Raw genomic sequence first — 21,484 nt, forward strand, 5'->3', positions numbered from 1 at the left:
CACGCTTTTGGGGAAACCGACAGCCGTCCGGCGTCCGCGCTCTTCCTCTTTTCGGCCCGTCGGAGAGCGCTTTTCTCCAGAAGGCGCGCCCCTACAAAAGTTAGATTCTTTGTTAGACTCTAAGTTAAGGGGTCGATTTTCGCTTTCTGTGGAAGAGGTTAGATGCGGTTTGGGTTCCCGATAGCACGATGGGTCGGTTCCCGATGGCACGATAGTCCGGGTTCCCGATAGCACGACGGCTTCCACAGCCTGTCCACAGGGCGCCGGCTCGAAGGCGAGCAGCGTGCGCCCGCCCGTTTCGATTTCGAGAAACAGCGTATAGCCGGGCAGCGGCTGGCGCTGGATGATCGCGCGCAGTTCGAAGGCGAAGCGCTTGAACGGTGAAAGGCTCCCGGATTTGACGTAGAGATGCCGGAAGTCGAACCGCCAGCCGCGCTTCTGCCTGCCGCCATGCTTGCGCACGATCCGGTAGAGCCAGCGTTCGATCCCGCCGGTCAGTCCGAAATAGGCGCGGTCGATGGTGAGGACGAGCGCCTCGTCCAGCACCGCCTTGTAGAACCAGTCCGGCACGATGAGCTCGATTCCGTCCGGATTGCCGAACGCGTCGGCGCGCTCGGTCCATTCGTTGATCCAGGAGAAGCGGTGCATGCGCCTACCGGTCGTACGACTGCTCGGCGCACCTTCATTTCGGCTGCGTGGATTGGACGGTGGCTGGCGCAGGGTGGTTGCGACCGTGGTCGATTGCAGCCGGTCGAGCGCGGCTCTCAGCCGGCGATAGTCGCGCGCGCCGGTGCCACGTCCGACGAAGGTCAGGATTTCGTATGGGGTAGTGGCGATCAGGCGCGAAGTGCGAAAGCCGTTGTCGCGCGCCTCGACGATCTGGCTGGCCGCCCAGATCAGGATGTCGGCATCCCAGATTGTGGCCATCCCATGCTCTGGCACGGCTTCCACGCGGATGGCGATCTCACCGGTGCGGAAGTCGATCGGCTCGACGCGGTGGGATTTGGATAGGGAGAAAAACGGATAGGCCATGAGGTCCTGCGCATCGCGCGGCGCGAGATCGCTCGGCAGAGCGCGGAACAGCTCAAGCTGCTCCCGTTCCGATTTGCGGGGCCGCGTCGTCATGGGAGTAATCAGCGGCTCTCGGCAGACGACGGATCGTCATGACGTTTGGCCGGAAGGACCGTGCCGACGCCGGGGTCGGAGGTGGATTGCTTGACGCCACGTTCCGCCCAGGCCTGCAGGTCATCGACGGAGTAGACGACACGGCCACCGAGTTTGCGGTAGGCAGGACCGGTTCCGTAGGTGCGGTGCTTTTCGAGGGTGCGGGCGGAAAGGCTGAGCAACCGGGCCGCTTCGGGTGTTCTCAGATAGCGCGGCGGGATGCCGGCGGTGGCTGCGGACATGATCGTGCCTCCATGATCCTTGCTGGCGCCGCCGGATATCGGCGGGCCGTCAGGGTCACGGTGGCGGAGAAGAAGGGGCGTGGGGGAGTGCGAAGTTTCCAGAAAACAATCGCACCCTGGTCGGCGGTTAGCTCAAGTCGGGGCGGTGGCCGAGAAGCAGGCGGCGATAGCCGCCGGAGACGAGGTCGAGGCCAGTGGCAGCGCGACGCATCACCGTGTCGCGCAGCGAAGAGGATTTCCAGGTGATGGCGTTGACTGTGGCGGCGCCGAACACCGCCTCGGCGATCTCCTGATGGGTGGCGCCCGCTTGGCGTCCATCGATCGTGCGGAGCATTTCGATCAGCTGTCGCTGCCTGTGCGGCGTTATCCGCTTGTCGATTGCAGTTCCGCGTCGCAGGGCCACATCGCGGAACCGATTGATCGCATCGATGCGATCCTGAAAGTGCGGGTCGATGAGCGTCACAGCCGCGACCGGACCAGCCGGTGGGTGGCCATCAAGACAGATTGCTACGAACTGCGATGTGCCGAAGGAGAAATGAACGTAGAGGCCCTCATCCGCGGCTCTGGCGTCGGCCGTGACGATGGTGACGTTCATCGTTGGCATGGTGGAGGCATTTTGAGTTGTCAGAATGAGGACGGCCGGGTCGACGGCCGGGCTCCAGAAGATCTTTGCGTCTATGGCGGACAAGTTTGGGGCTATCGGGAAAGCGCAACCCCCAGTGCGCCGTTAGCGCGGCTGCGGCACGGTCGTCCGCTGGGTCGGAGGCTACCGCCTCCTTCTGGTATTCAGGATTTCGCCTGAGAAACTCCCAAGCGAGTCCTTCGGGATTCAGATCGCTCAGGTATTGGTAGTTCGTCGGATCTCGCCAGTTCCTTTTCGCCACCATGCCGTCTTCCTCCTCCTCAAATCTGCGCGGTGGTACGCATGTGATTGGAAGGTCGCGTCAAAATTGAAATCAGGGAAGCCAGGCAACCGACATATGGTGATGCATGTAGCGCATCACCCGAAGCTCGGTCAGTCGAGAGTGTTCAATGGTAAGCGGAGCGCAGGAGGTCGCGGTAACCGTTCTCGGTCATCCAATGCGCGCGGGCGAGATGTGTCTGATGAATGTGCTGAGCACGATCGGGTTGTTCTTCGGGATCGAGTCCAAAGATCATGCGGACAGCTTCGGCCCAATGCGCGGCGTCGGCCTCCGCATCGAGCAAACGAAGATAGGTCTCAAAATGCGCGCGGTCGTAGTCGGTCAAGTGTTCGCTGTGCGGCGGCTCGTCCAGAAAGTCAGCTTGCCCCATCTGTCCCCCGGTCTCTCGGCGCGAGGCCTCGGTGCATATGGTTAACGTAAATTGACAAAATTTGTAGAGGCGCACCGAAAAATCGCTGCGAAAGGTGTGGCGCATTGCGCCTGACACCTCCGCTGTCAGGCCAGCGCTTCTGGCTTGTTAGGTCTCGCGGCATCGACAATCATCACTCCTTCGCCTCGGTCAGAGGACAGGAAGACGATGCCTGCTGCTTCCAGCGCCCGGCGAATCTGGTCGCACGTGCTCTCATGCACCTTGAGTCCGTTGACGGACTCGAGGCGCTTGAGCGCGGTCAGCGAAACCAGGGCCTTCTCTGCGAGCATCTCTTGTGTCCAACCGAGCAATGCGCGCGCGGCCCGTGCCTGTCGGGCGGTGATCATGCATGATCACCTCCTACAGACCCCGGCATTCACGCCACTAAAACGACTTCTCTATTCGGGCCAATCGGATAGCGAGGCTTCCCGCGCGCTCCGCTGGCTCATTTACATACTATAGTTGATAAACTCAAAGTATGTAAATCACGATCCTCCTGCGCATGGATATGCGCAAATTGGTCGGCCGGAACTTCGCCCGCCTGCGTCGGGAGAAAGGCCTGACCCAGGAAGAGGTCGAAGCGCGCTCCGGTTTCAGTCAACAGTATCTCAGCAGCCTTGAACGCGGCCGGAGGAACCCGACCGTGATCACGCTTTATGAATTGGCTCAGGCCCTCGGCGTCAGCCACATGGAATTGGTCCGGCCCGACGATCAGCTTTGAGCCGTATTCCCGCGAGGATCATGCTTCTCTTCGTGGTCGGCACGAGGCCGCCACAGGATGGGATCAGAAGAGCCGGCGGAGCAATCTATAATGCGGCTTCGCGTTGGACATGCCGACGCTGCCAAGTCGTATTTGCGAACTCACCGTCCCTCGTCCCCTCGCAGGGAGACGCCTCAGTCAGACTTGCGCCTGACCGAACCTATGTCAGAGGAGCGGCGGCCTCTGGCCGCTTACCCCAGTCGAACTCAGTTCCATCCACCCACATGCGATGCAGTATGACACCGATGCGGCGAGCGAGGGCGACGATCGCCTTCTTGTGGCCTCGACGTCGCGAGACCTGAGCAGCCCAAGCCTTTAGGGTGGACCAGCGTTTTACGCGAGTCAGTAGCACCTGTGCTGCCTCGTAGAGCGCGCTGCGCGTCATGGCGTCACCCCATCTCGAAATGCGGCCGGTGCGATCCACTTCGCCGGATTGGTGCTTGCGCGGCGTCAGACCAAAATGGGCACCAACGGTTCGCGACCGAGTGAAGCGAGATGGGACATCGACCGTTGCCCGGAAGATGAGCGCTACGAGCGGGCCGACCCCCGGCACCGTCATAAACCGGCGCGAAACAGTGTCGTCCCGCGCGAGACGGACAAGCAAATCGTCCAACCGACCGAACTGCTCCCGCAGCGATCGCCGCGCCAACAGGAGCGTATCAGCGACTATGTGTAGGTCGCTTCCTGCGATCAGTTCCCGTACTCGCGGCTCGAAATCGCGCGCCGTGACTTTGCCGAGGTGATATCCGAAGTTTCGGATGAGACCACGGATTTCATTTTCAACATCCTGGAGCTTGTTTCGCAGGAGTTGGCGGGCCGTCAGGACGGTCCGAAGGCGCTGGCTTGTCGGCGTCTTGACGTGGACGGGTTTGAAGAGGCCGACGCGCATCATCTGCGCGATTCCGCGCGCATCATGCCGGTCGGTCTTGTTGAGTTGCGCGGAGAGAGCCGCCTTCATGTGCCGGGTCTCTACACACACGATGGGAATGCCGGCTTCGGCTAAATGCCCATAAATGTGCTGAGACAGCATCCCTGCTTCGAGACCGACGCGGACGACTGGAAGCGGGAGCGACAGGATATGCTGCGCAATCTCTTCCGGATTGGATGAAAGCTTTCGTTCATGCGCTACCTGCCCATCGGCGTTGACAACGCAGAGATTGATTGTTCGGGCGGAAACATCCAGCCCAATATAATAGCTTTGAGACATGCCGAACTCCTCCGAATCAAGAGTCGACACGTCTCATAACCAATCTACAGACCATTTTGTAAACTACGACTATTTCAGTCGTTCTCGGGACTAGACTGGCCCTTGGGCCGCGACGAGCCATCACCTATTGCATCGTGCGCCTCCTTCAGGATATTCCAGCCACCCTTGAGCACGATGCCGCCAACCAGCAACCCGATGATTAGGTCAGGCAGCGGGGACGCGAAGAACATGACCGCGGCACCCGACGCGACAATGCCGGCGTTCGCCAGCATATCGTTCGTCGTAAAGATCCAGGACGCTTTGAGATGCACACCTCGATCCCGATGCGACCGCAGCAGTTTTAAGCAAACTACATTCAGCGCGGCATTGGCGAGAGCCGTGACGATCATGGCGAGGCCGATTGGCTCGGCACCCACGAAGAAACGGCGAAGCACCTCCACGAACAATGCAAGTCCAAAGGCGATCAGAAGCAAACCCGAAAGACGCGCCACTCGCACCTTTGCCACGATCGTCCGGCCGACGGCATAAAGGCTGACGGCATAAACGCCGGCATCTCCCAAATTATCCAGGGCGGCACCCAAGAGACCTGTCGAGTCTGCGATAACGCCGACGACACCGGCCACGATCACCTGCAAGAAGTTTATGGCAAGAACCCAGATAAGAGTCCTGCGTTCGGCGGCATTGCTCGCGTCAAGCTCGATTTCACCTTCTTCTTGTTGTTTTTCACTCATACACGTTTCCGATATTTTGCATCTCAAGTGAAATAGCCCAAAGCAACCGCCCAGATGAGTACGATACCGAGAACACCTCGGTAAATAACAAACGGCCAGGCGGAAAAACGCTCGAGAACGCGCATCAGCCCCCAAATCGCACAGAACGCGGAAATAGAAGCCACGACGAGCCCGACAAGAAGTAGTGACCAGCCGTCGGCGGAAAGCTGCACTTTGTGGAGTTCCCAGAGCTCCTTGAAGCCAGCCAGGGCGATTGCCGGCAGGCCAAGAAGGAATGAGAACCGCGCCGCCTCATCTCGCTTCAGGCCGAGGGCGAGCGCCGCAGTCAAAGTCGAGCCTGAACGCGAAACGCCAGGAATCAGCGCTCCGATTTGAGCAATTCCCACGATCATTGCATCGATGGCCGATGTGTTCTCAAGCGTTCGTCGGTGCCGGGCAAAAATCTCCGCGAGCGCCAGGAGGACAGCCATGACGATGCACGCCCAGCCGATGACTTCGAGAGTACGAAGCGGCGAGCCGCACGCGTTCAACGCTCCAGACAAGGAAAGGCCGGCAATACCGATCGGGATCGTGGCAAGGAGAATTCCGACCGAGAAGCGGAAGTGTCGATCTCGGAAATCCCGATTTGCGACGGCACGCAGCGAATTGGTGGCTAGTTGGCTCACGTCGCTCCAGAAATAACTGACGACTGCAGTAAGCGCTGCAAGCTGCATGGCGGCTGAAAAGGCTGAGCCAGGATCCTGCCAACCGAGCAGCGCAGGCACGATCCGCATATGGGCGGTCGAAGAGATCGGTAGCAACTCGGTGATGCCTTGGACAAGTCCGAGCAGGGCGACCTTGCCATAGCCTAGCGCCACGAATCCGGTGTCGACGCCTTGAGTACACGCTCCCGTCATTCTGGCTCCCGGTTGTTGCGCGGCGCGGGCGCGCCCCGATGAATCACGCGCCAAAGTTCGGCGGGGGTTCTGAAGCCGACTGACGAGTCGCAGCAATTCGCGGCAGCCAGCGAGTCCCTCAACCGATCGCTCCCAGCATCGGAAACGTCATCAGCATCCAAATGGCGATCTCCTGCAACCTCCCGGTCATCATCAAAACGCCGACGCCGATCATGACCGCACCACCGCCGATGTTCAGCGCGGCACCGACGCGGCGCATGCGCTTCAATGCGGCTGCCGCGTTTCCCATGAAGAGGGCCGTGAGGAGAAACGGCACACCGAGGCCGAGGCCGTAAGTTCCGAGAAGAATCGCGCCGTTGCCTGATGACGTCGCGGTTACCGTGAGGATGGAGCCCAATACCGGGCCAATGCAGGGCGTCCAGCCGAAGGCAAAGGCGACACCCAGCAGGAAGGCGCCGACCGGTCCATTGACCTGGCGCGGTCCGTTCCATCGGCGGTCGGTCATGAGTATCGGGAGGCGAAGGAGCCCCGTCATCGCCAAACCGAAGACAATGACCAGAGCTCCGCCGATCAGGTTGGTTTCCATCTGGAAGCGTTGGAGAAGGCCGCCGAGGGCCATCGCGCTGACTCCAAGCAGCACGAATATGGTCGTGAACCCGAGCACGAACAGCAGCGCAGGGCGGAAGATGTGAAGCCGGGATACCGCATCACTGCTGCCGGTCGTGCCGGCGCCACCAGCGACATAGGACAGGTAGCCCGGCACGAGCGGCAGGACGCAGGGTGAAAGGAAGGAGATAGCGCCGGCAGCGGCCGCTGTCGCCAGCCCGAGCAACGATATTTCCAGCGCCGCCATGCTCAGCGCTTCCCGTTGCTAAGCGGCTCCTGCGTGCGAAGCACCGGTTGGGTCGAAAAAAGCGATCCAGCCAGGAGCAGCGCGACGCCAATGCTGATTGCAACATCCGCCATGTTGAAGGTCGGCCAATGCCAGTTGCCTATGTGAAAATCGAGAAAGTCTGTCACCGCGCCTTGATGCACGCGGTCAACGATGTTGCCGGCGGCGCCGCCGGCGATCAAACCGAGAGCCGTTGCTTCAATGGTCCTGCGGGTCCGCATTGCCCAAACGAGAAGACCGACCGTGATCGCCACTTTGATCCCGGCCAACACCAACGGATGCTCGAGGAAGACATCTTGGAACATCCCGAAGCTGACTCCGGTGTTGAAGCCGAGCGTCAGGTTGAAAAAGGGCACAACCTCGATCACGCGTGGCGGGACCATGACGGCATTTATGATCAACCACTTCGTAGCAACGTCGAAAAGAAGCGCGGCCACAAATGCGCCGCCAACCCATATCGCGATATTTCTAGCGGGACGTTCGGCCACGATGATTCCTTGTGTTCTTCGGGTTCTGATCGGCATTTCTGTCGTCAGCGGCCGCCCCAATACAGGGCGGCCGCTATTGGCTCAATGCGCAGTTGCAGGGCGAGCCACAGTGGAATGCTGGCGCTCCTGTGCTCGAACCTTTGCGCCGCCGACTGGGCCACCATCTCTCTGGCGCTGTTCCCGATTGAGGAGCCGCAAACCGTTGAGAACGACCAGCAGGGAGGCCCCAACATCGGCGGCGATCGCGCCCCAAAGGGATGCGAGACCGATCACCGTCAGCACTGTGAACAACAGCTTCACGGCGATCGAGAAGGCGATATTCTGCCGAATGACGGCGAGCGTGGCTCGTGAATGGCGCACGAGCCAGGGAAGTCTGGAGAGGTCGTCCGACATCAGGGCGACGTCTGCCGTTTCGATGGCTGCGTCGCTCCCCATTGCGCCCATGGCAATGCCGAGATTGGCGCGGCCCATGGCAGGGGCGTCATTGACCCCGTCACCCACCATGGCGACGACGCCATAGCGCCGAACCAGGTCCTCGACGGCCGTGACCTTGTCGCCGGGCAGAAGTTCCGCGCGAACTTCATCAATGCCGGTCTGCTTGGCAATCGCCTCGGCGGTGGCCCGATTGTCGCCTGTCAGCATCACCACTTTTTCCACGCCCGCCCGATGCAGCGCGGTGACGATATCCTTGGCTTCAGCCCTCACAGCATCGGCAACAGCGATCAGTCCCCAGACTTCCTGGCCGTCGCCAACGGCGACAATGGTCCGGCCAGCGCCGGAAAGTGTGTCGGCGCGTTCCAGGATGGCCGGTGAGCCGACCGCGCGTTCATCGAGGTAGCGGCGTGACCCAAGCCAGACTTCGCGACCGGAGACGCGGCCGGTCATGCCGCGACCCGTGATGGCCTGGACGGCCTCGGCCGGTTGTGCGGCAATGCCGTTTTCTGTTGCCCTCGCCAAAATAGCGCGGGCGATGGGGTGCTCGCTGCGCGCCTCGAGGGCTGCTGCTAACCGAAGAAGGTCATCCTCGTTTCGGCTGCCGAGCGCCAAGATCTCCACGACCTGAGGACGTCCTTCGGTGAGCGTCCCCGTCTTGTCCATGGCGATTGCTTTCAAGCGCGCCGGCGTCTCGAGATGGACGCCGCCTTTCACCAACACGCCCTGCTTCGCAGCTCCCGCAAGGGCAGCCACAATGGTCACGGGCGTCGAGATGACAAGGGCGCAGGGGCAGGCGATCACGAGCAATACGAGGGCGCGATAGAACCAAACCTCCCAGCCACCACCGAGCAACAGCGGCGGCACCAAAAAAACGGCTATCGCGAGCGCCATAACGACGGGCGTATAGACGCGTGCAAATTTCTCGACCCACTGCTCGCTGGGAGCCCGCCGGCCCTGCGCGGAGCCGACCATGCGGATGATCTGCGCGAGCGTGGTATCGCTTGACGCCTTGGTGGTCACGACGTCCAGCGCGCCTTCGCCGTTGATGGTGCCTGCAAAAACGTCGTCTCCTTCCGATTTGAAGACCGGGACGCTTTCGCCGGTGATCGGTGCCTGGTTGACCTCACTCTCTCCGGCGGCCACACGGCCGTCGAGCGGTACTTTATCGCCAGGTCGAATAATGATGTGCGAACCGACACGGACTTCGGCTGCCGGCACGTCTCTCTCCGTGCCGTCTTCAAGCATGATGCGCGCGGTCGGCGGCGCGAGCTCCATCAGGGCCGCCACGGCCCGCCGCGCTCGGCCGAGGCTCCAGGCCTCGAGAGCAAGGGCGAGCGCGAAGAAGAACGAAACCGTTGCGGCTTCGAACCAAGCGCCAATTCCGATCGCACCCACGACGGCGATCACCATCAGGAGGTTCATGTCGGGACGCAGGCGCCTGGCCGCGAGCCAAGCCTTCGGGGCCACGTAACGCACAGCACAAAGCGCGGCGAGCGTATAGAGAATGACGCTTAGCAGCGGCGTTGCACCTGCACCATGTTCGCCTGCCTCGAAGGCCGCGATGATTCCACCTCCGACCCAGGCGTGAACCGCAAATCCGATCGCGACGAACAGGCCGCTCGCAGCAGTCAGCCATGATTGAATGCGTCTGCGCCGCTCTTCTGCCCGTGCCCCTTCGCTGGTGGCGCCCTCGGTCCAGGGCTCCGCCTGCAGGCCGGCGCGTACAACGGCCTTCTCGATCTTGGCCTCCAAGGCGGCGTCAGGCGCCATGTCGATCGACATGCGGCCGTTAAGAAGGTCGAAAGCGAGCTTGTCCTCACCAACGAGCGGGCCGACTTCGCGCTTCAGGGCGGCGATCTCGTCGGCACAATCCATGCCATGGATTCGATAGACAACGCCGCCAGGCAGATTGATCGGCGGCGGGCTGAGGGCTTCCTTCACGTTGGTCGCGCAACCGCACGCGGATCCTGCGGCATCGCAGGTTGCCTGCTCAGCAACGGCCGGCGCTGTCCACAGCTCAGCCCGCATCCCGGTTCGCGCGACCGCCTGTTCGATCTCTTGGAGGGTTGTCCCGCTCTGAGGTGCAATGGTCATCGCACCCTGCGAAGTGTCGAAGGCGAGCTTATCCTCGCCAACGAGCGGTCCCAGTTCCCTGGTCAGAGCAGCCACCTCATTCTTGCAGTCGAGGCCGCGCACACGCAGGAGCATGGTTTCGGCCGAACCATCCTGGATGAGAGAGCCTGACATCCCGGTTCTTGAGATGCCGCTCACGAGTTCGTCGATCGAGGCACGGTGCTGAGGCGCGACCGTCATCAACCCCTTTGCTGTGTCGAAGGCGAGCCAGTCCTCACCGCCAACCAGAGGGCCGATTTCGCGCTTGAGCATCGCGACCTCGTTTTTGCAATCGAGGCCCTCGACCTTGAACAGCCACGCCGACGCGGAGGACTTATCCAGCTCAGCCAGCAATTGTGCCCTCATTCCAGTGGTAGCGACCGCCTGCTCAATGGTATCGAGTGCCGGAGCGGTCAGGCCCGCGACCTCCATGACACCGCCCTTGGTGTCGAACGACAACTTGTCCTCGCCACCGACGACGGGACCGACCGCGGCACGAAGCATCCGAACTTCGTTCTGACAATCCAAGCCCTCAACCTTGAAGCGTAACGTGCCTAAGGTGCTTCTAGCCTCGGCTTCAATAGTCATTGCGGTCTCCTAAATTTGCTTATTCTCTCGAGCCCGGCTCGAATCCTTTCACGCACCATACATTCTGTAGTGGCTACAGGAGCAAGAGGCCTTTCAATCGTTTTTTGCCGTCCAAGCGAGCGACAGACGTCAGCGTCCGGCGGCTATCAGCCCGACCACAATTCCATAGCTCGCGATTATTGAGGCGCCGGTGAGCGCCATGCCAAAAGCCCGGCCTGAGACTCGTTTGGCGTAGCCGAATGCAAAGGTGATGCGGCCAACCAGAAACAGAGCAACCAGCAGCGGTATGAGCACCAGTTCGGTTTCTCGCAGAAGCGCTGCTAGGGTCAGATGTGCGCCAAAAGCCAGTACTGTCTGCTCCAATGAATTCTGCAGCACCGCGGCACGCACGGCGATTGCCGGGCTGGGTTTGCCGAACGCCGAGCCCCGTATATCCGCCGGCGAATAGAACCTGCCTCTGCTCACCGCGCCGACGCAGCCGGCCAGCCAGAGAAACATGAGAATACTCGCCTTCAACGTGAACGCGATCCGCTCACCGAAGTCCATCTCTGGGCTGAGGCCGAACAATTCAGGAGGCAGCCAGGCATAGCCAACCACAAGGACGACCGCCGCGAAGGCGAGCGCGACGGCTGAGGCTCGGACAATGCCCACCTGGTCAGAACTGAGCCTCTTGAACACTGTCCTTGCTCCTTGTCGTCCTCCGCCGCCTGCCTGTGGTGATGAAAGACCGGGGGCGACCACTCATCGCGCGTGGGTTCACACGCCCCGATCATAGGTATATAAATCCTGTAGTAACTACAGAATCAACCCTTGCGAGGGGTCGAGGCCGTGACTGAACCCGGTCGCCGTAACAGCGGTCACGGCCACTTGGTGCCGAGATCGGGCACCGCAAGAACACGAGATGAGACCGGCGGATGAGCTTCTATTCGATTTATCAGCAGGGTTTCGTTCGCGTGGCTGCCTGTACACCGAAATGCGAAGTCGCCGATCCCAGCTACAATGTCGCTGAGACGCTCGCGCTCGCCCGCGACGGTGCGCGCCAGGGTGTTGCGCTGATGGTGTTCCCGGAATTGGGCCTCTGCGGTTACGCGATTGACGATCTTCTCGGCCAAGCCGCGTTGCTGCAGCGGGTGGAACAAGCGATCGAGGAAGTCGCGGCCGCGAGCCGCGAGCTTTCGCCGGTTCTGCTCATCGGCGCGCCGCTGGTGCGGGAAGGACGACTCTACAATTGCGCTGTCGCCGTCCATCGTGGGCGCATTTTGGGTGTTGTTCCCAAAGGACATCTGCCGAATTATCGGGAATTCTACGAAAAGCGTTGGTTCGCTTCGGGCCGAAACTTGAAAGGCGCTACCATCGAGATCGCTGGTCAGTCCGTCCCCTTCGGAATGGATATGATTTTCGCGGCCGAGGATTTGCCAGGCTTCGTCTTCCACGTCGAGCTGTGCGAGGACGTATGGGGACCGGCTCCGCCCAGCGACTTTGCCGCGCTCGCTGGCGCTCTCATCCTTACCAACCTCTCGGCCAGCAACATCACTGTCGGCAAGGCCGAAACCCGCCGGCTGCTCTGCGCAACCCAATCGGCGCGGTGCTGGGCTGCATACATCTATTCCGCGGCCGGTCCGGGCGAGTCGACGACGGACCTCGCTTGGGACGGTCAAGCCTGCATTTATGAACTCGGGCAGCTGCTGGCAGAGACCGAACGGTTCCCGCAGGACTCGCAAATGGCCATCGCCGATGTCGACGTTGATAGGCTCAGACTGGAGCGCCTGCGCACCGGCACCTTCAACGAGGCGGCCATCGCACAAGCTATGCCTGAAGACAGGTTCCGGCGTATCGGCTTCCGGTTCGAGCCGTCGATGACGGACCTCGGGCTGCGCAGGGCCGTCGCGCGCTTCCCCTATGCTCCAGCCGATCCGGCACGCCTCGACCAGGACTGTTATGAGGCCTACAGCATCCAGGTCCAGGGGTTGATGAAGCGCCTTCAGGCGACGGGCATCCGCCGCGTCTGCATCGGGGTCTCCGGTGGTCTGGACTCCACTCACGCGCTGATCGTGGCGGCGAAAGCGTTCGACCGGCTAGGCTGGCCCCGGTCCGACATTCTCGGCTTCACGATGCCGGGCTTCGCGACGGGGGAGGCCACCAAGGCAAATGCCTGGACGCTGATGCGTAGTCTCGGCGTCACCGCCGAGGAGATCGACATCAAGCCGTTGGCGCAGCAGATGCTGGCGTCACTTCAGCATCCGTTCGCGCAAGGCGAGCCGGTTTACGACGTGACGTTCGAGAACGTGCAGGCGGGCCTGCGCACGGACATCTTGTTCCGTGCAGCCAACCAGCGAGGCGCCATGGTGCTTGGCACTGGCGATCTGTCCGAAATCGCGCTCGGCTGGTCGACCTACGGTGTCGGCGACCATATGAGCCACTACAACGTCAACGCGTCGGTGCCGAAAACACTCATCCAGCATTTGATCCGCTGGGTGGCACAGTCAGCCGCCTTCGATGAGGCAACGAACGGCACGTTGCTCTCCATTCTTGACACTGTGATTTCGCCAGAACTCGTGCCGGCCGGCGAAGGCGGCGCCTTACAAAGTACGGAGGAGAAGATTGGGCCTTATGAACTGCAGGATTTTACCCTGTTTTATTTGACGCGCTATGGCCTGAAGCCGTCGAAGATCGCTTTCCTGGCCTTCCATGCCTGGCGTGACGCCACCGCCGGAGCTTGGCCTCCACAGTATCCGGAAGAGCGCCGTCGCGCATATGATCTGCCCACAATCAGATCGTGGATGGAGGTGTTCCTCTATCGCTTCTTCACGATCAGCCAGTTCAAGCGCTCGGCGTCGCCGAACGGCCCCAAAGTCACTGCTGGCGGCTCGCTGTCGCCGCGCGGCGATTGGCGCGCTCCGTCGGATGGCAACGCCCGCCTCTGGTTGGAGGAGTTGCGCGCTCACACGCCGTCGGAATGAACGTGCCCTGAGGGTTGGCGCTCAGCGGCCAACGGCAATCGGCGCACGGATGCCGATGACGCTTCCGCCCAGTTGTTATCCCTACTCGAACCACCGTTACGGAATGAATTCGCCATGATCACCATCGGAGCCTTGTCACAACGGACAGGCGTCAATATCGAGACAATCCGCTACTACGAGCGGATCAATCTCATCCCGCCGCCGCCCCGCACAGAGAGCAGGCGGCGCCTCTATGAAGCAGAGGATGTTCGGCGACTGACGTTCATACGCCATTCCAGGGATCTCGGCTTCGACATCCCGGCTATTAAGACGATGCTCGCTCTGCAGGAAAGGCCAGAGTCCTCTTGTGAGCAGGTGAGCCGAATTGCCACCGATCAGCTCGAAGCCGTCGAGGTGCGGATCCGACGCCTTCTCGGACTTAAGAGCGAGCTCACTCGGATGATCAAATCGTGCGACAATGGGAAAGTCGCATCGTGCCGGATCATAGAAGTTTTAGCTGACTCACCCAACTCGCATGATGCCCCCTGAATCGCTGAGGAATTCAGGAACATCCACGACTTTGTTGGCTAGGGAGTGCCCGAATACCCCATCTATAATAGTCGCCTTTGGGCGATTTGAAAGCAGAAAAACCGTTTTGAATCGGGCAATCGGCGGTTGACGGCGCATCTGATTCGGTCGGCACAAGAAAAGGTCCCGCCCGGACTAGCCGGGCGGGAACCTGTTGGGCCTCACTCGCCGTTGCGGCGGGTGGGACGGGACCAGATGAGGCTGTAGCCGCCGTCCTCGTCGTCGAAGAGGTTGGCGTAGATCGGAGCGGTGAAGCTCGGATCGTCGAGTTTGAGGCCGAGATAGTCGCGGCCCTCGTTCGACTGCTTGGACCAGGCTGCTCCGATTTCGGCGCGGCCGACCAGGACGCGGTGGCTGGGAGCGTTCTCGCTGGTCTGGTTGGTTTCGGGAACGATGCGGACGTTCTTGGCCTGCACGTTGAGGGTGACGATTTCGCCGGTGAATTCGTTGCCGGACTTCTTGAAGGTGCCGATGGTTGCCATGGTAGTTCTCCTTGATCACTGGTTTCGAGCCCGCACCATGCGGCCTCGATGGCGATCGGAGAGGCCGGAGGCGATCGACGGCGCATCGCTCGCGACCGCAGCGTCAGCGGAGGATGGCGATCCGGCGGGTTTCTTGCCTCGCGAGGAATGGCCGCGTAGCGGCCAGGGGAAGAAACTTGACGGGCGCCATTGCGCCATAGGCGATCGAGGCGCAGCCGGTCTTCGGCCAGATCAGCCCATTGAAGAGGCCGTTTGGAGCGGTCGGCTCACAGGGATAGTTCAAGGAGAGAATGGCAATACCGAACACCCCGGTTTAAGTCCGGCGAAGGCACGGAAATCGTCTTTGGCCCTGCAGGCCAGTCCGCTTCATACCCAGCGATGCCACCTGATGCGGAAACAAGCCGCTCTGCGTCCGTCACCGGTCGCACGTTTCGGGGCAAATCACGCCATGCCGTCCGGGAGTGCCGGCGCTCAACCGAAATCGCCGATCCGTCCCGTACCGCGCCGCACATTGCTCACCCTTCGATATGGGCGCGGCACAAAACCTCAGCCCCTGTCCCGGATTCACCTACCGTTGTGTTCAGATGCTGGCGGCGGTCTGCCCGGCAGGTCCGGGCGGGGCCATTGAGGTCACGCGCACGAACGCCGTGATGCCGACCGCCACCGCGCCGATCACGGAGAAGACGATTTGCCATGTTTCCGATGGCATCAGATGTTTGACGATCCCGTGGGTGGCGTGGAAACCAGCGATGGCAGCCGGCGCGACGAAGGCAAGCGCCACGGCGAGTTTCACCCACATCGGTCGGGCGAACAGGATGAGGAACTGCGCAAGGCCAAACACCAGGCCCGCGCCGACAAGTCCGACAAGGACGCTGCCCGGCAGGCCGGCGCCGGTCTCATAGGCCCACATGCCTGCCGCCACGCCCCCGAGCGCGGGCAATGCGTAGATGGCGAGCGTGAACAGCAACCAGCAGAGGACTGTAATTGCGGCGATGGATCCGAGAACAGCAACAATCATGGTGGCGTCTCCGTAAGATGTGGTTCGAACGGTCGCGCCCCCACCACCACCACGGCGCAATTCAGAACAGTATCATATTCAGGGTTAAGCTGCGAGTGGGAAGGTCTGTTTCCCGGTCACATCGCTATCCAGCGGCGAATTATGGACGCCGCGTACTCCGAGTGCTAACAGACGTATGTTCGCGTGGACCACGCGATCATTGCTCAGGACGACCCGGGCATGAATGATCTCGAAGGGGACGACCCCTAAAGAGGTCTCGAAGATGCAGAACTCCGCTTCAATTTTTTCGCTGCGCGCCACCGGCACCACGCTCGTGATCGCCTGGACCGTCGTGGTGGCGTTCAGGTTCGGGCTTCACTCGCTACTCGAGCCGGACATGTCGGTTCCGGTCGCTGCGTCCTGCTTCATATTGCTGTTCGGGACCATCCTTATGGCCTCGTTCGGTGCCGCCCATCAGGCGGACGAGTTGGCCCACCGGCTCGGCGAACCCTACGGTACGCTGGTCCTCACAGTGTCCATCGTGGTGATTGAGGTCGTCCTTATTGCCGCCGTCATGCTGGGACCAAGCGCATCCGCGACCATCGGGCGAGACTCGATTCTTGCCGTCATGATGATCATCATGAACCTCGTGACCGGGCTCTGCCTTCTCACCGGTGCGATCCGGTATGGAGAGCAGGAGTACAACGCTCCCGGAGCGATCACCTTCATCAGCATGATCCTGATCTTCGTCGGCGTTGCATTCCTGCTTCCGAACTATTCGGGTTCGGGGGACGGGACATTCACGCCCGTGCAAGCGGTCGCCATCTCGATCCTGATCCTCATCGGTTATGCCGCCTTTCTCACGCTTCAGATGGGCAGATACCGGAGCGACTTCGTGCAGCCCGAGACAGGCTCCATGCGGATTCTGCTGAGAGAGGCCCGCCGCCGCGAAGCCGCAGGCGGCCATGCAACCGCCGAGGGCCGGGGAAACTCCTTGAAGCATGCGATCACGCTCGTCGCGCTGATCCTGCCGATCGTGCTGTTGGCGCACGATCTCTCCATCATCATCGATTACGGCGTTGAGAAGGCCGATGCGCCCGCCGCCCTAAGCGGCGTCTTGATCGCGATCATCGTCTTCACCCCGGAATCCGTCACGGCAATTAGGGCCGCCCTCGACAATCAAGCGCAGCGCGCGATCAATCTGTGTCTCGGCGCATTCGTCTCGACGGTCGGCCTGACGGTTTCGGCCGTCCTCCTCGTTGGTCTGATCACGGGCAAGACTGTCATTTTCGGCATTTCGGAGGTTGAGACGGTGCTGGTGGCGCTCACCATCGGCCTGACGACGCTGACCTTCATGGGGCACAGGACTTCGGCGACGCAAGGCATGCTGCATCTGCTTCTGTTCGGCGTGTTCGGCCTCATGCTGTTCACGGTCTGAGCGAGAAAAGCAGATACTCACGCTACGCGGCCGAAAGGCCCTCCGTCCGCCGAGTGAACATTGGTGGCGGCTCATTCGAACCGCCACACCGGGATGCCGAGCTTCCTCGCCTTGTCGGCGAGGTTCTCTTGAATGCCGGTGCCGGGGAACACCATGACCCCGATCGGAAGGACATCGAGCATCTGGTCGTTGCGCTTGAACGGTGCTGCCCGACCGTGCTTCGTCCAGTCCGGCGCGAAACCCATCTGGGTGACGTTGCGATGATCGGCCCAGCGGGCGGCGATCTTCTCGGCGCCTTTGGGCGATTTGCCGTGCATCAGAACCATGTCCGGGTGTTTGGCATGCACCTGGTCGAGCTTGTCCCAGATCAGATTGTGATCGTTGTAGTCGGCGCCTCCGGAGACGGCGACCTTCGGGCCGGCCGGCAATAGCACCTCGCGGTTGGCGCGTTTGCGCTCGGCGATGAAGTCCCGGCTGTCGATCATCGCCGATGTCAGCGCGCGGTGGTTCACCTGCGAGCCGGTGCGCGGAGACCATGGTGATCCGGTGGTGCGCAGATAGTGCTCGGCAGCGCTGTCGCGGAAGACTTCCAGGCCGTCGCGGCGTTCGATGAGACCTTGCCCGGTCTCGATGAGGCGCTCGAGCTCGACCGCCTTGATTTCGGAGCCGTCCTGTTCGCGCTGCCCGCGCTTCTGGGCCTGCTCGTTGTCGTCGAGCTTGCGTTCGAGCCGGTCGGCCGCACGGTGGAACATATTGACGGTCGACCAGAGCAGATCGTCGAGTTCGCCATCGAGAGCGGTATCCGCCATGGTGGCGATCAGGGCGTCGAAGATGTCGGAGACTGCGCCGGCGATGACGTTGTCCTCCGGGACGAGGCGAGGGTCCGGGCCGTGCCCGTCGTGGCGGTAGCCGTGGAGTTCCAGTTCGTTCAGTGCGTGTTCGGTCGGCGAGGATTCGTGGTGGGGTTCGAAGGTGTCGTCGTCGAGTGTCATCGGGAGGCTCCCTTTGTCGGTTGGCCGCGCCCGCCGCGGCCTTCATGGGCAGACAAGACGGCGGGCGGACCGGGCCTGCATCCTGGAGCGGCAGCGGAAGGACCGGAGCGGCAGCGGAGGATGGTGAAGGCCGGCGATTTTGTTTCGCGATGGAAAGGCCCGAAGGGCCGAGGGAAAATCGTTGGCCGCAGCCATTGCCGGACCGGGCCGCCTGCTGTCCGGTCGCCCTCTCAGGAAGGCCGGGGCGCGGCCCTCTCCGGCATCCACGGGGAGCCGTTGACGAAGGCTGCGACGTCACCGCCATAGCCCGCACCGCTGCCCCGTTCAGGCGGACAGAACGGACTCCATGAACCTGGCGACATCCTGCGGTGCGAGCTGGACCCGGATCGAAGACCGGAAGGCGTCGAGACCACGCAAGCGGAGATCCTCGTTGAGATCGCCCAGCATCGGCGAGAGTGGCAGCGCTTCGATGCCGAGCGCATCGGCCCGTTCGATCAGCGTATCCCTTGCGCCATCTCCCGCCGGGTCGTCGTCGCGCACGATATAGAGTCGGCGTAGCGTGTCGGGGAACAGGATAGCGGCGAGATGGGCTGCGGAGAGCGCGGCGGCCATTGGCATCTCGGGCAATATGCATCGCAGCGACAGCATGGTCTCGATGCCTTCACCCGCTGCCATGACCTCGCCCGCCACGCCAAAGCGCACCGCATGGCCGAGCAGGTCGCCCATTGCCCGTCGCGGCGTCTCGATCGGGGCCTTGCCGAGCGTCGCCTCGCTGAACCCATCGGGATTCAGCCAGGTTCTGTGCGCGCCGGTCTGGTGTCCGTCGAGATCGGTGACCGACGCGATCAGGGCCGGCCAGGTCTCTGTCGGGCTATGCTCGTCGGGCCGGTAGTAGCAGCGCGGATGAAACCGCAGCGACCCGGTTCCATGCAATGCCGTAATGCCGCGTCTACGGAAATACGTTTCCGCGCGTGTACCCATAATCGGCCGCGCCATCGAGAACAGGCGTTTGGCCGCGAGCGGCGAGCCCGTTGGCGCGGGCGATTTGCGTCCAGGCGATGATGCCAGCTCCGGTTCGGGATGCGGCAGGCTGAGGAACCGCCGGGCCTCGTCGGCCACATCCCTGAACTCAGACAGACCGCAGCTTTCGCGGATGATGTCGAGCAAATCGCCATGCTCGCCCGTTGCGGCGTCGGTCCATTTTCCCGCCGCGCCCTTGCCGGACTCGGGGCCGGTCAGGCGCACGAACATGGAGCGGCCCTTGGTGTTGCGCACGTCGCCCACCATCCAGTAGCGGCCCTCGCGCCGCCCACTGGAGAGATATTCGCGGCACACGGCCTCGGCCTGCCGGCCGAGACGATGCGCAAGGTTTGAAGCATCGCGGGTCATCAGGCAGCCTCCCGCTGGGCGATGCGCTCGACCGGAAACCGCTCCAGCAACCTTGTGAGGACTGCGGCGCCGGACGCGTCGGTCGGGACGAACAGCCGGAACTTCCACGAGATGATCTCGCCGAAGAGACCATAGGCCTTGAGGCGGTCGCGCATGGTGTCGGTGAAACCGGTGAGCTCGATGCGGTTCGCGCCCATGACGCGGGCGCGGCGAAGCTGAAGCCCTTCGGCGAGTTCGAGGATCGTGCGGCCCTCGGTCAGCGCAACGAAGGCGTCGTCCGCCGAGAGGCTGGCGGCGCCCGTCGTCGCCGCGTTCGCGGCCCAGGCCGGTGAAACCTTGCGGCCGATGATCCGCTCGCCATCATCGGTCTGCAGCCGGTAGACCCGCGTCGATTCATTGGGCAGGCGTTTCCAGATCGGCAGCAAAAGGCCGGAAACGATGTGCACGGTGCTGTCGGTAAATTCCGGGACCGCCGCCACTTCGGTGTCCCAGATGCGCGCAAAGGTCTCGCGGTCGGTTTCGACCCAGTGGGTGTCCCCCATCATTGCGACGGGCACCTTGGTGGCTTCCATCGGCCGGATCAGGCGCACCCGGCGTTCGACGACACCGTCGTCGTCGATCACGCTGGTGGTCGGAACGCACACGGCGGCCCGGCCTGATCGCTCGTTGACCAGCAGGGCGGCACGTGGATCAACGAGATGTTCGAGCGCCTCGTCCAGCGTGACGGGATGATTGCGCTCCCGCTGCGCGACGGTGAGCAGCGTGGTCTCCGCGCCGGTGGCGGGATGCGTATGGATCCCCTGCCGGTCGGTGACCGTGAACTGCTCGCCCCTCAGCGTCTCCAATCCGACATCGTAGGTGCCGCTGGCAATGGCGCCCTCGATCCGGGCGGTGAGGATCTGCTCGAAATGCGCGAAGAGGATGTTCTGCAGATTGATGGTGAGCGCCAGAAGCCGGTTGAGGAAGGTGGTAATCGGCGGCAGGTCGTCCTTGATGCCGGTATCGTCCACGAGCTTCAGGCCGGTTGACGTCTCGAAGGTCTGGAGCGGGCAACCTTCGACCTTGCCGCCGACGATCATCAGATAGAGTCGTCGCAGCGCATCGCGCGCATAGGCGCTTTCGAGATTGTCCTCGGCGCGGAACAGGCCCTGGCCGCCGGTCTGGCGCTGGCCGCGGGTGATCGCGCCGAGCGTATCGAGCCGCCGGGCGATGGTGGAGAGGAAGCGCTTTTCCGCCTTCACGTCGGTGGCGACCGGCCGGAACAGCGGAGGCTGCGCCTGGTTGGTGCGGTTGGTGCGCCCCAGGCCCTGGATCGCCGCATCGGCCTTCCAGCCCGGCTCCAGCAGATAGTGGACGCGCAGACGCTGGTTTCTGGCGGTGAGGTCTGCGTGGTACGAGCGCCCTGTCCCCCCGGCGTCCGAGAAGATCAGGATACGCTTGAAGTCATCCATGAAGGCCTGGGTCTCGGCGAGGTTTGCCGAAATGGCACGGCCTTCGACGGCGAGGCGATCAGCGGTAGCGCCGGCACCGGGCTTGCGGACGATGCGGCGCGAGCGACCCGTGACCTCGGCGACCATGTCGGTGCCGAAACGCTGGATGATCTGGTCGAGCGCACCGGGGACCGGCGGCAGCGAGGCGAGCTTTTCAATCAGCCGGTCGCGCCGGGCGACGGCCTCGCGGCTTTCGACGGGCTGGCCATCGCGAGTTACCGGGCGGGAACACAGATTGCCCTCGGAGTCGGTGAAGGGCTCGTAGAGCTGCACAGGGAAGGAATGGGCCAGGTAGTCGAGCACATAATATGCCGCGTCGGCG

At 62.3% G+C, this 21,484-nt stretch carries 22 protein-coding genes; 4 read left to right on the top strand and 18 right to left on the bottom strand.

Features of this window, described 5'->3' with window-relative positions:
- The 6 genes from B4E36_RS07395 to B4E36_RS07415 all read right to left on the bottom strand — a co-directional run.
- A partial coding sequence (locus B4E36_RS07395; protein WP_345900183.1) for a replication initiator protein A occupies positions 1 to 1,125 on the bottom strand: 1,125 nt, incomplete at its 3' end.
- Between the two features lie 8 nt (positions 1,126 to 1,133).
- The gene (locus B4E36_RS07400; protein WP_044406460.1) at positions 1,134 to 1,406 is read right to left on the bottom strand and encodes a helix-turn-helix transcriptional regulator; all 273 of its coding nucleotides are present in this window, start codon (positions 1,404 to 1,406) and stop codon (positions 1,134 to 1,136) included.
- Between the two features lie 127 nt (positions 1,407 to 1,533).
- Positions 1,534 to 2,010 (bottom strand): DUF2285 domain-containing protein, encoded by a 477-nt coding sequence (locus B4E36_RS07405; protein WP_292060091.1) that lies wholly within the window; start codon positions 2,008 to 2,010, stop codon positions 1,534 to 1,536.
- Positions 1,958 to 2,293: a transcriptional regulator domain-containing protein gene (locus tag B4E36_RS24295; RefSeq protein ID WP_366927447.1), complete on the bottom strand. Its 336-nt coding sequence runs from the start codon at positions 2,291 to 2,293 to the stop codon at positions 1,958 to 1,960. The genes B4E36_RS07405 and B4E36_RS24295 overlap by 53 nt, the downstream gene beginning before the upstream one ends.
- A 142-nt stretch (positions 2,294 to 2,435) precedes the next feature.
- Entirely contained in the window at positions 2,436 to 2,804 is a 369-nt protein-coding gene (locus tag B4E36_RS07410; protein ID WP_345900185.1) for a DNA -binding domain-containing protein, read from the bottom strand.
- Positions 2,805 to 2,824: 20 nt separating this feature from the next.
- The gene (locus B4E36_RS07415; RefSeq protein ID WP_044406454.1) at positions 2,825 to 3,085 is read right to left on the bottom strand and encodes a helix-turn-helix domain-containing protein; all 261 of its coding nucleotides are present in this window, start codon (positions 3,083 to 3,085) and stop codon (positions 2,825 to 2,827) included.
- Positions 3,086 to 3,240: 155 nt separating this feature from the next.
- Here B4E36_RS07415 and B4E36_RS07420 point away from each other — a divergent pair, with 155 nt between their 5' ends.
- Positions 3,241 to 3,459, top strand: a complete 219-nt coding sequence (locus tag B4E36_RS07420) for a helix-turn-helix domain-containing protein (RefSeq protein ID WP_024343470.1) — start codon at positions 3,241 to 3,243, stop codon at positions 3,457 to 3,459.
- Between the two features lie 199 nt (positions 3,460 to 3,658).
- Here B4E36_RS07420 and B4E36_RS07425 read toward each other — a convergent pair whose 3' ends face one another.
- The 7 genes from B4E36_RS07425 to B4E36_RS07455 all read right to left on the bottom strand — a co-directional run bounded on the left by B4E36_RS07425 (position 3,659) and on the right by B4E36_RS07455 (position 11,525).
- Positions 3,659 to 4,705 carry an IS110 family transposase gene (locus B4E36_RS07425; RefSeq protein ID WP_024343494.1) on the bottom strand — a complete coding sequence of 349 codons (1,047 nt, stop codon included), beginning with the start codon at positions 4,703 to 4,705 and terminating at the stop codon, positions 3,659 to 3,661.
- A gap of 74 nt (positions 4,706 to 4,779) precedes the next feature.
- Positions 4,780 to 5,436 carry a cation transporter gene (locus B4E36_RS07430; RefSeq protein WP_024343495.1) on the bottom strand — a complete coding sequence of 219 codons (657 nt, stop codon included), beginning with the start codon at positions 5,434 to 5,436 and terminating at the stop codon, positions 4,780 to 4,782.
- Positions 5,437 to 5,459: 23 nt separating this feature from the next.
- On the bottom strand, positions 5,460 to 6,332 hold the full coding sequence (uppP, locus tag B4E36_RS07435) for an undecaprenyl-diphosphatase UppP (RefSeq protein WP_024343496.1): 873 nt from the start codon (positions 6,330 to 6,332) through the stop codon (positions 5,460 to 5,462).
- 118 nt (positions 6,333 to 6,450) lie between these two features.
- Positions 6,451 to 7,185, bottom strand: a complete 735-nt coding sequence (locus B4E36_RS07440; protein WP_024343497.1) for a cytochrome c biogenesis CcdA family protein — start codon at positions 7,183 to 7,185, stop codon at positions 6,451 to 6,453.
- A 2-nt stretch (positions 7,186 to 7,187) separates the two neighbouring features.
- Positions 7,188 to 7,712, bottom strand: coding sequence for a signal peptidase II (gene lspA, locus B4E36_RS07445; protein WP_044411231.1), 525 nt, complete (start codon positions 7,710 to 7,712; stop codon positions 7,188 to 7,190).
- Between the two features lie 81 nt (positions 7,713 to 7,793).
- Entirely contained in the window at positions 7,794 to 10,847 is a 3,054-nt protein-coding gene (locus tag B4E36_RS07450; RefSeq protein WP_097142796.1) for a heavy metal translocating P-type ATPase, read from the bottom strand.
- Positions 10,848 to 10,976: 129 nt separating this feature from the next.
- Positions 10,977 to 11,525, bottom strand: a complete 549-nt coding sequence (locus B4E36_RS07455; protein ID WP_024338471.1) for an MAPEG family protein — start codon at positions 11,523 to 11,525, stop codon at positions 10,977 to 10,979.
- Between the two features lie 236 nt (positions 11,526 to 11,761).
- Between B4E36_RS07455 and B4E36_RS07460 the strand changes: the two genes are divergently transcribed.
- Together B4E36_RS07460 and B4E36_RS07465 are read left to right on the top strand one after the other, a co-directional pair.
- Positions 11,762 to 13,807, top strand: coding sequence for an NAD(+) synthase (locus tag B4E36_RS07460; RefSeq protein WP_024922550.1), 2,046 nt, complete (start codon positions 11,762 to 11,764; stop codon positions 13,805 to 13,807).
- Positions 13,808 to 13,921: 114 nt separating this feature from the next.
- Positions 13,922 to 14,335 carry a MerR family transcriptional regulator gene (locus B4E36_RS07465; protein WP_024338473.1) on the top strand — a complete coding sequence of 138 codons (414 nt, stop codon included), beginning with the start codon at positions 13,922 to 13,924 and terminating at the stop codon, positions 14,333 to 14,335.
- Between the two features lie 200 nt (positions 14,336 to 14,535).
- Here B4E36_RS07465 and B4E36_RS07470 read toward each other — a convergent pair whose 3' ends face one another.
- Both B4E36_RS07470 and B4E36_RS07475 read right to left on the bottom strand, forming a co-directional pair.
- Entirely contained in the window at positions 14,536 to 14,856 is a 321-nt protein-coding gene (locus B4E36_RS07470) for a DUF736 domain-containing protein (protein ID WP_022698286.1), read from the bottom strand.
- 580 nt (positions 14,857 to 15,436) lie between these two features.
- A complete protein-coding gene (locus B4E36_RS07475) occupies positions 15,437 to 15,874 on the bottom strand; it encodes a hypothetical protein (protein ID WP_292060090.1) in 438 nt (145 codons plus the stop codon).
- Positions 15,875 to 16,136: 262 nt separating this feature from the next.
- Between B4E36_RS07475 and B4E36_RS07480 the strand changes: the two genes are divergently transcribed.
- Positions 16,137 to 17,291 (top strand): calcium:proton antiporter, encoded by a 1,155-nt coding sequence (locus B4E36_RS07480; protein ID WP_292060089.1) that lies wholly within the window; start codon positions 16,137 to 16,139, stop codon positions 17,289 to 17,291.
- Between the two features lie 71 nt (positions 17,292 to 17,362).
- Here the strand turns inward: B4E36_RS07480 and B4E36_RS07485 are convergent, their stop codons facing one another.
- The 3 genes from B4E36_RS07485 to B4E36_RS07495 form a co-directional block, all read right to left on the bottom strand.
- Positions 17,363 to 18,283 carry a DUF2493 domain-containing protein gene (locus B4E36_RS07485; protein ID WP_292060088.1) on the bottom strand — a complete coding sequence of 307 codons (921 nt, stop codon included), beginning with the start codon at positions 18,281 to 18,283 and terminating at the stop codon, positions 17,363 to 17,365.
- 324 nt (positions 18,284 to 18,607) lie between these two features.
- Positions 18,608 to 19,672, bottom strand: a complete 1,065-nt coding sequence (locus tag B4E36_RS07490) for a DUF7146 domain-containing protein (protein WP_292060086.1) — start codon at positions 19,670 to 19,672, stop codon at positions 18,608 to 18,610.
- Positions 19,672 to 21,484, bottom strand: a 1,813-nt coding sequence (locus tag B4E36_RS07495) for a strawberry notch C-terminal domain-containing protein (protein WP_345900186.1), incomplete at its 5' end; no start/stop codon positions are given. The genes B4E36_RS07490 and B4E36_RS07495, both read right to left, overlap by 1 nt.

The organism is Martelella sp. UBA3392 (assembly GCF_002358775.1).
In the GTDB taxonomy this organism is placed as follows: domain Bacteria; phylum Pseudomonadota; class Alphaproteobacteria; order Rhizobiales; family Rhizobiaceae; genus Martelella; species Martelella mediterranea.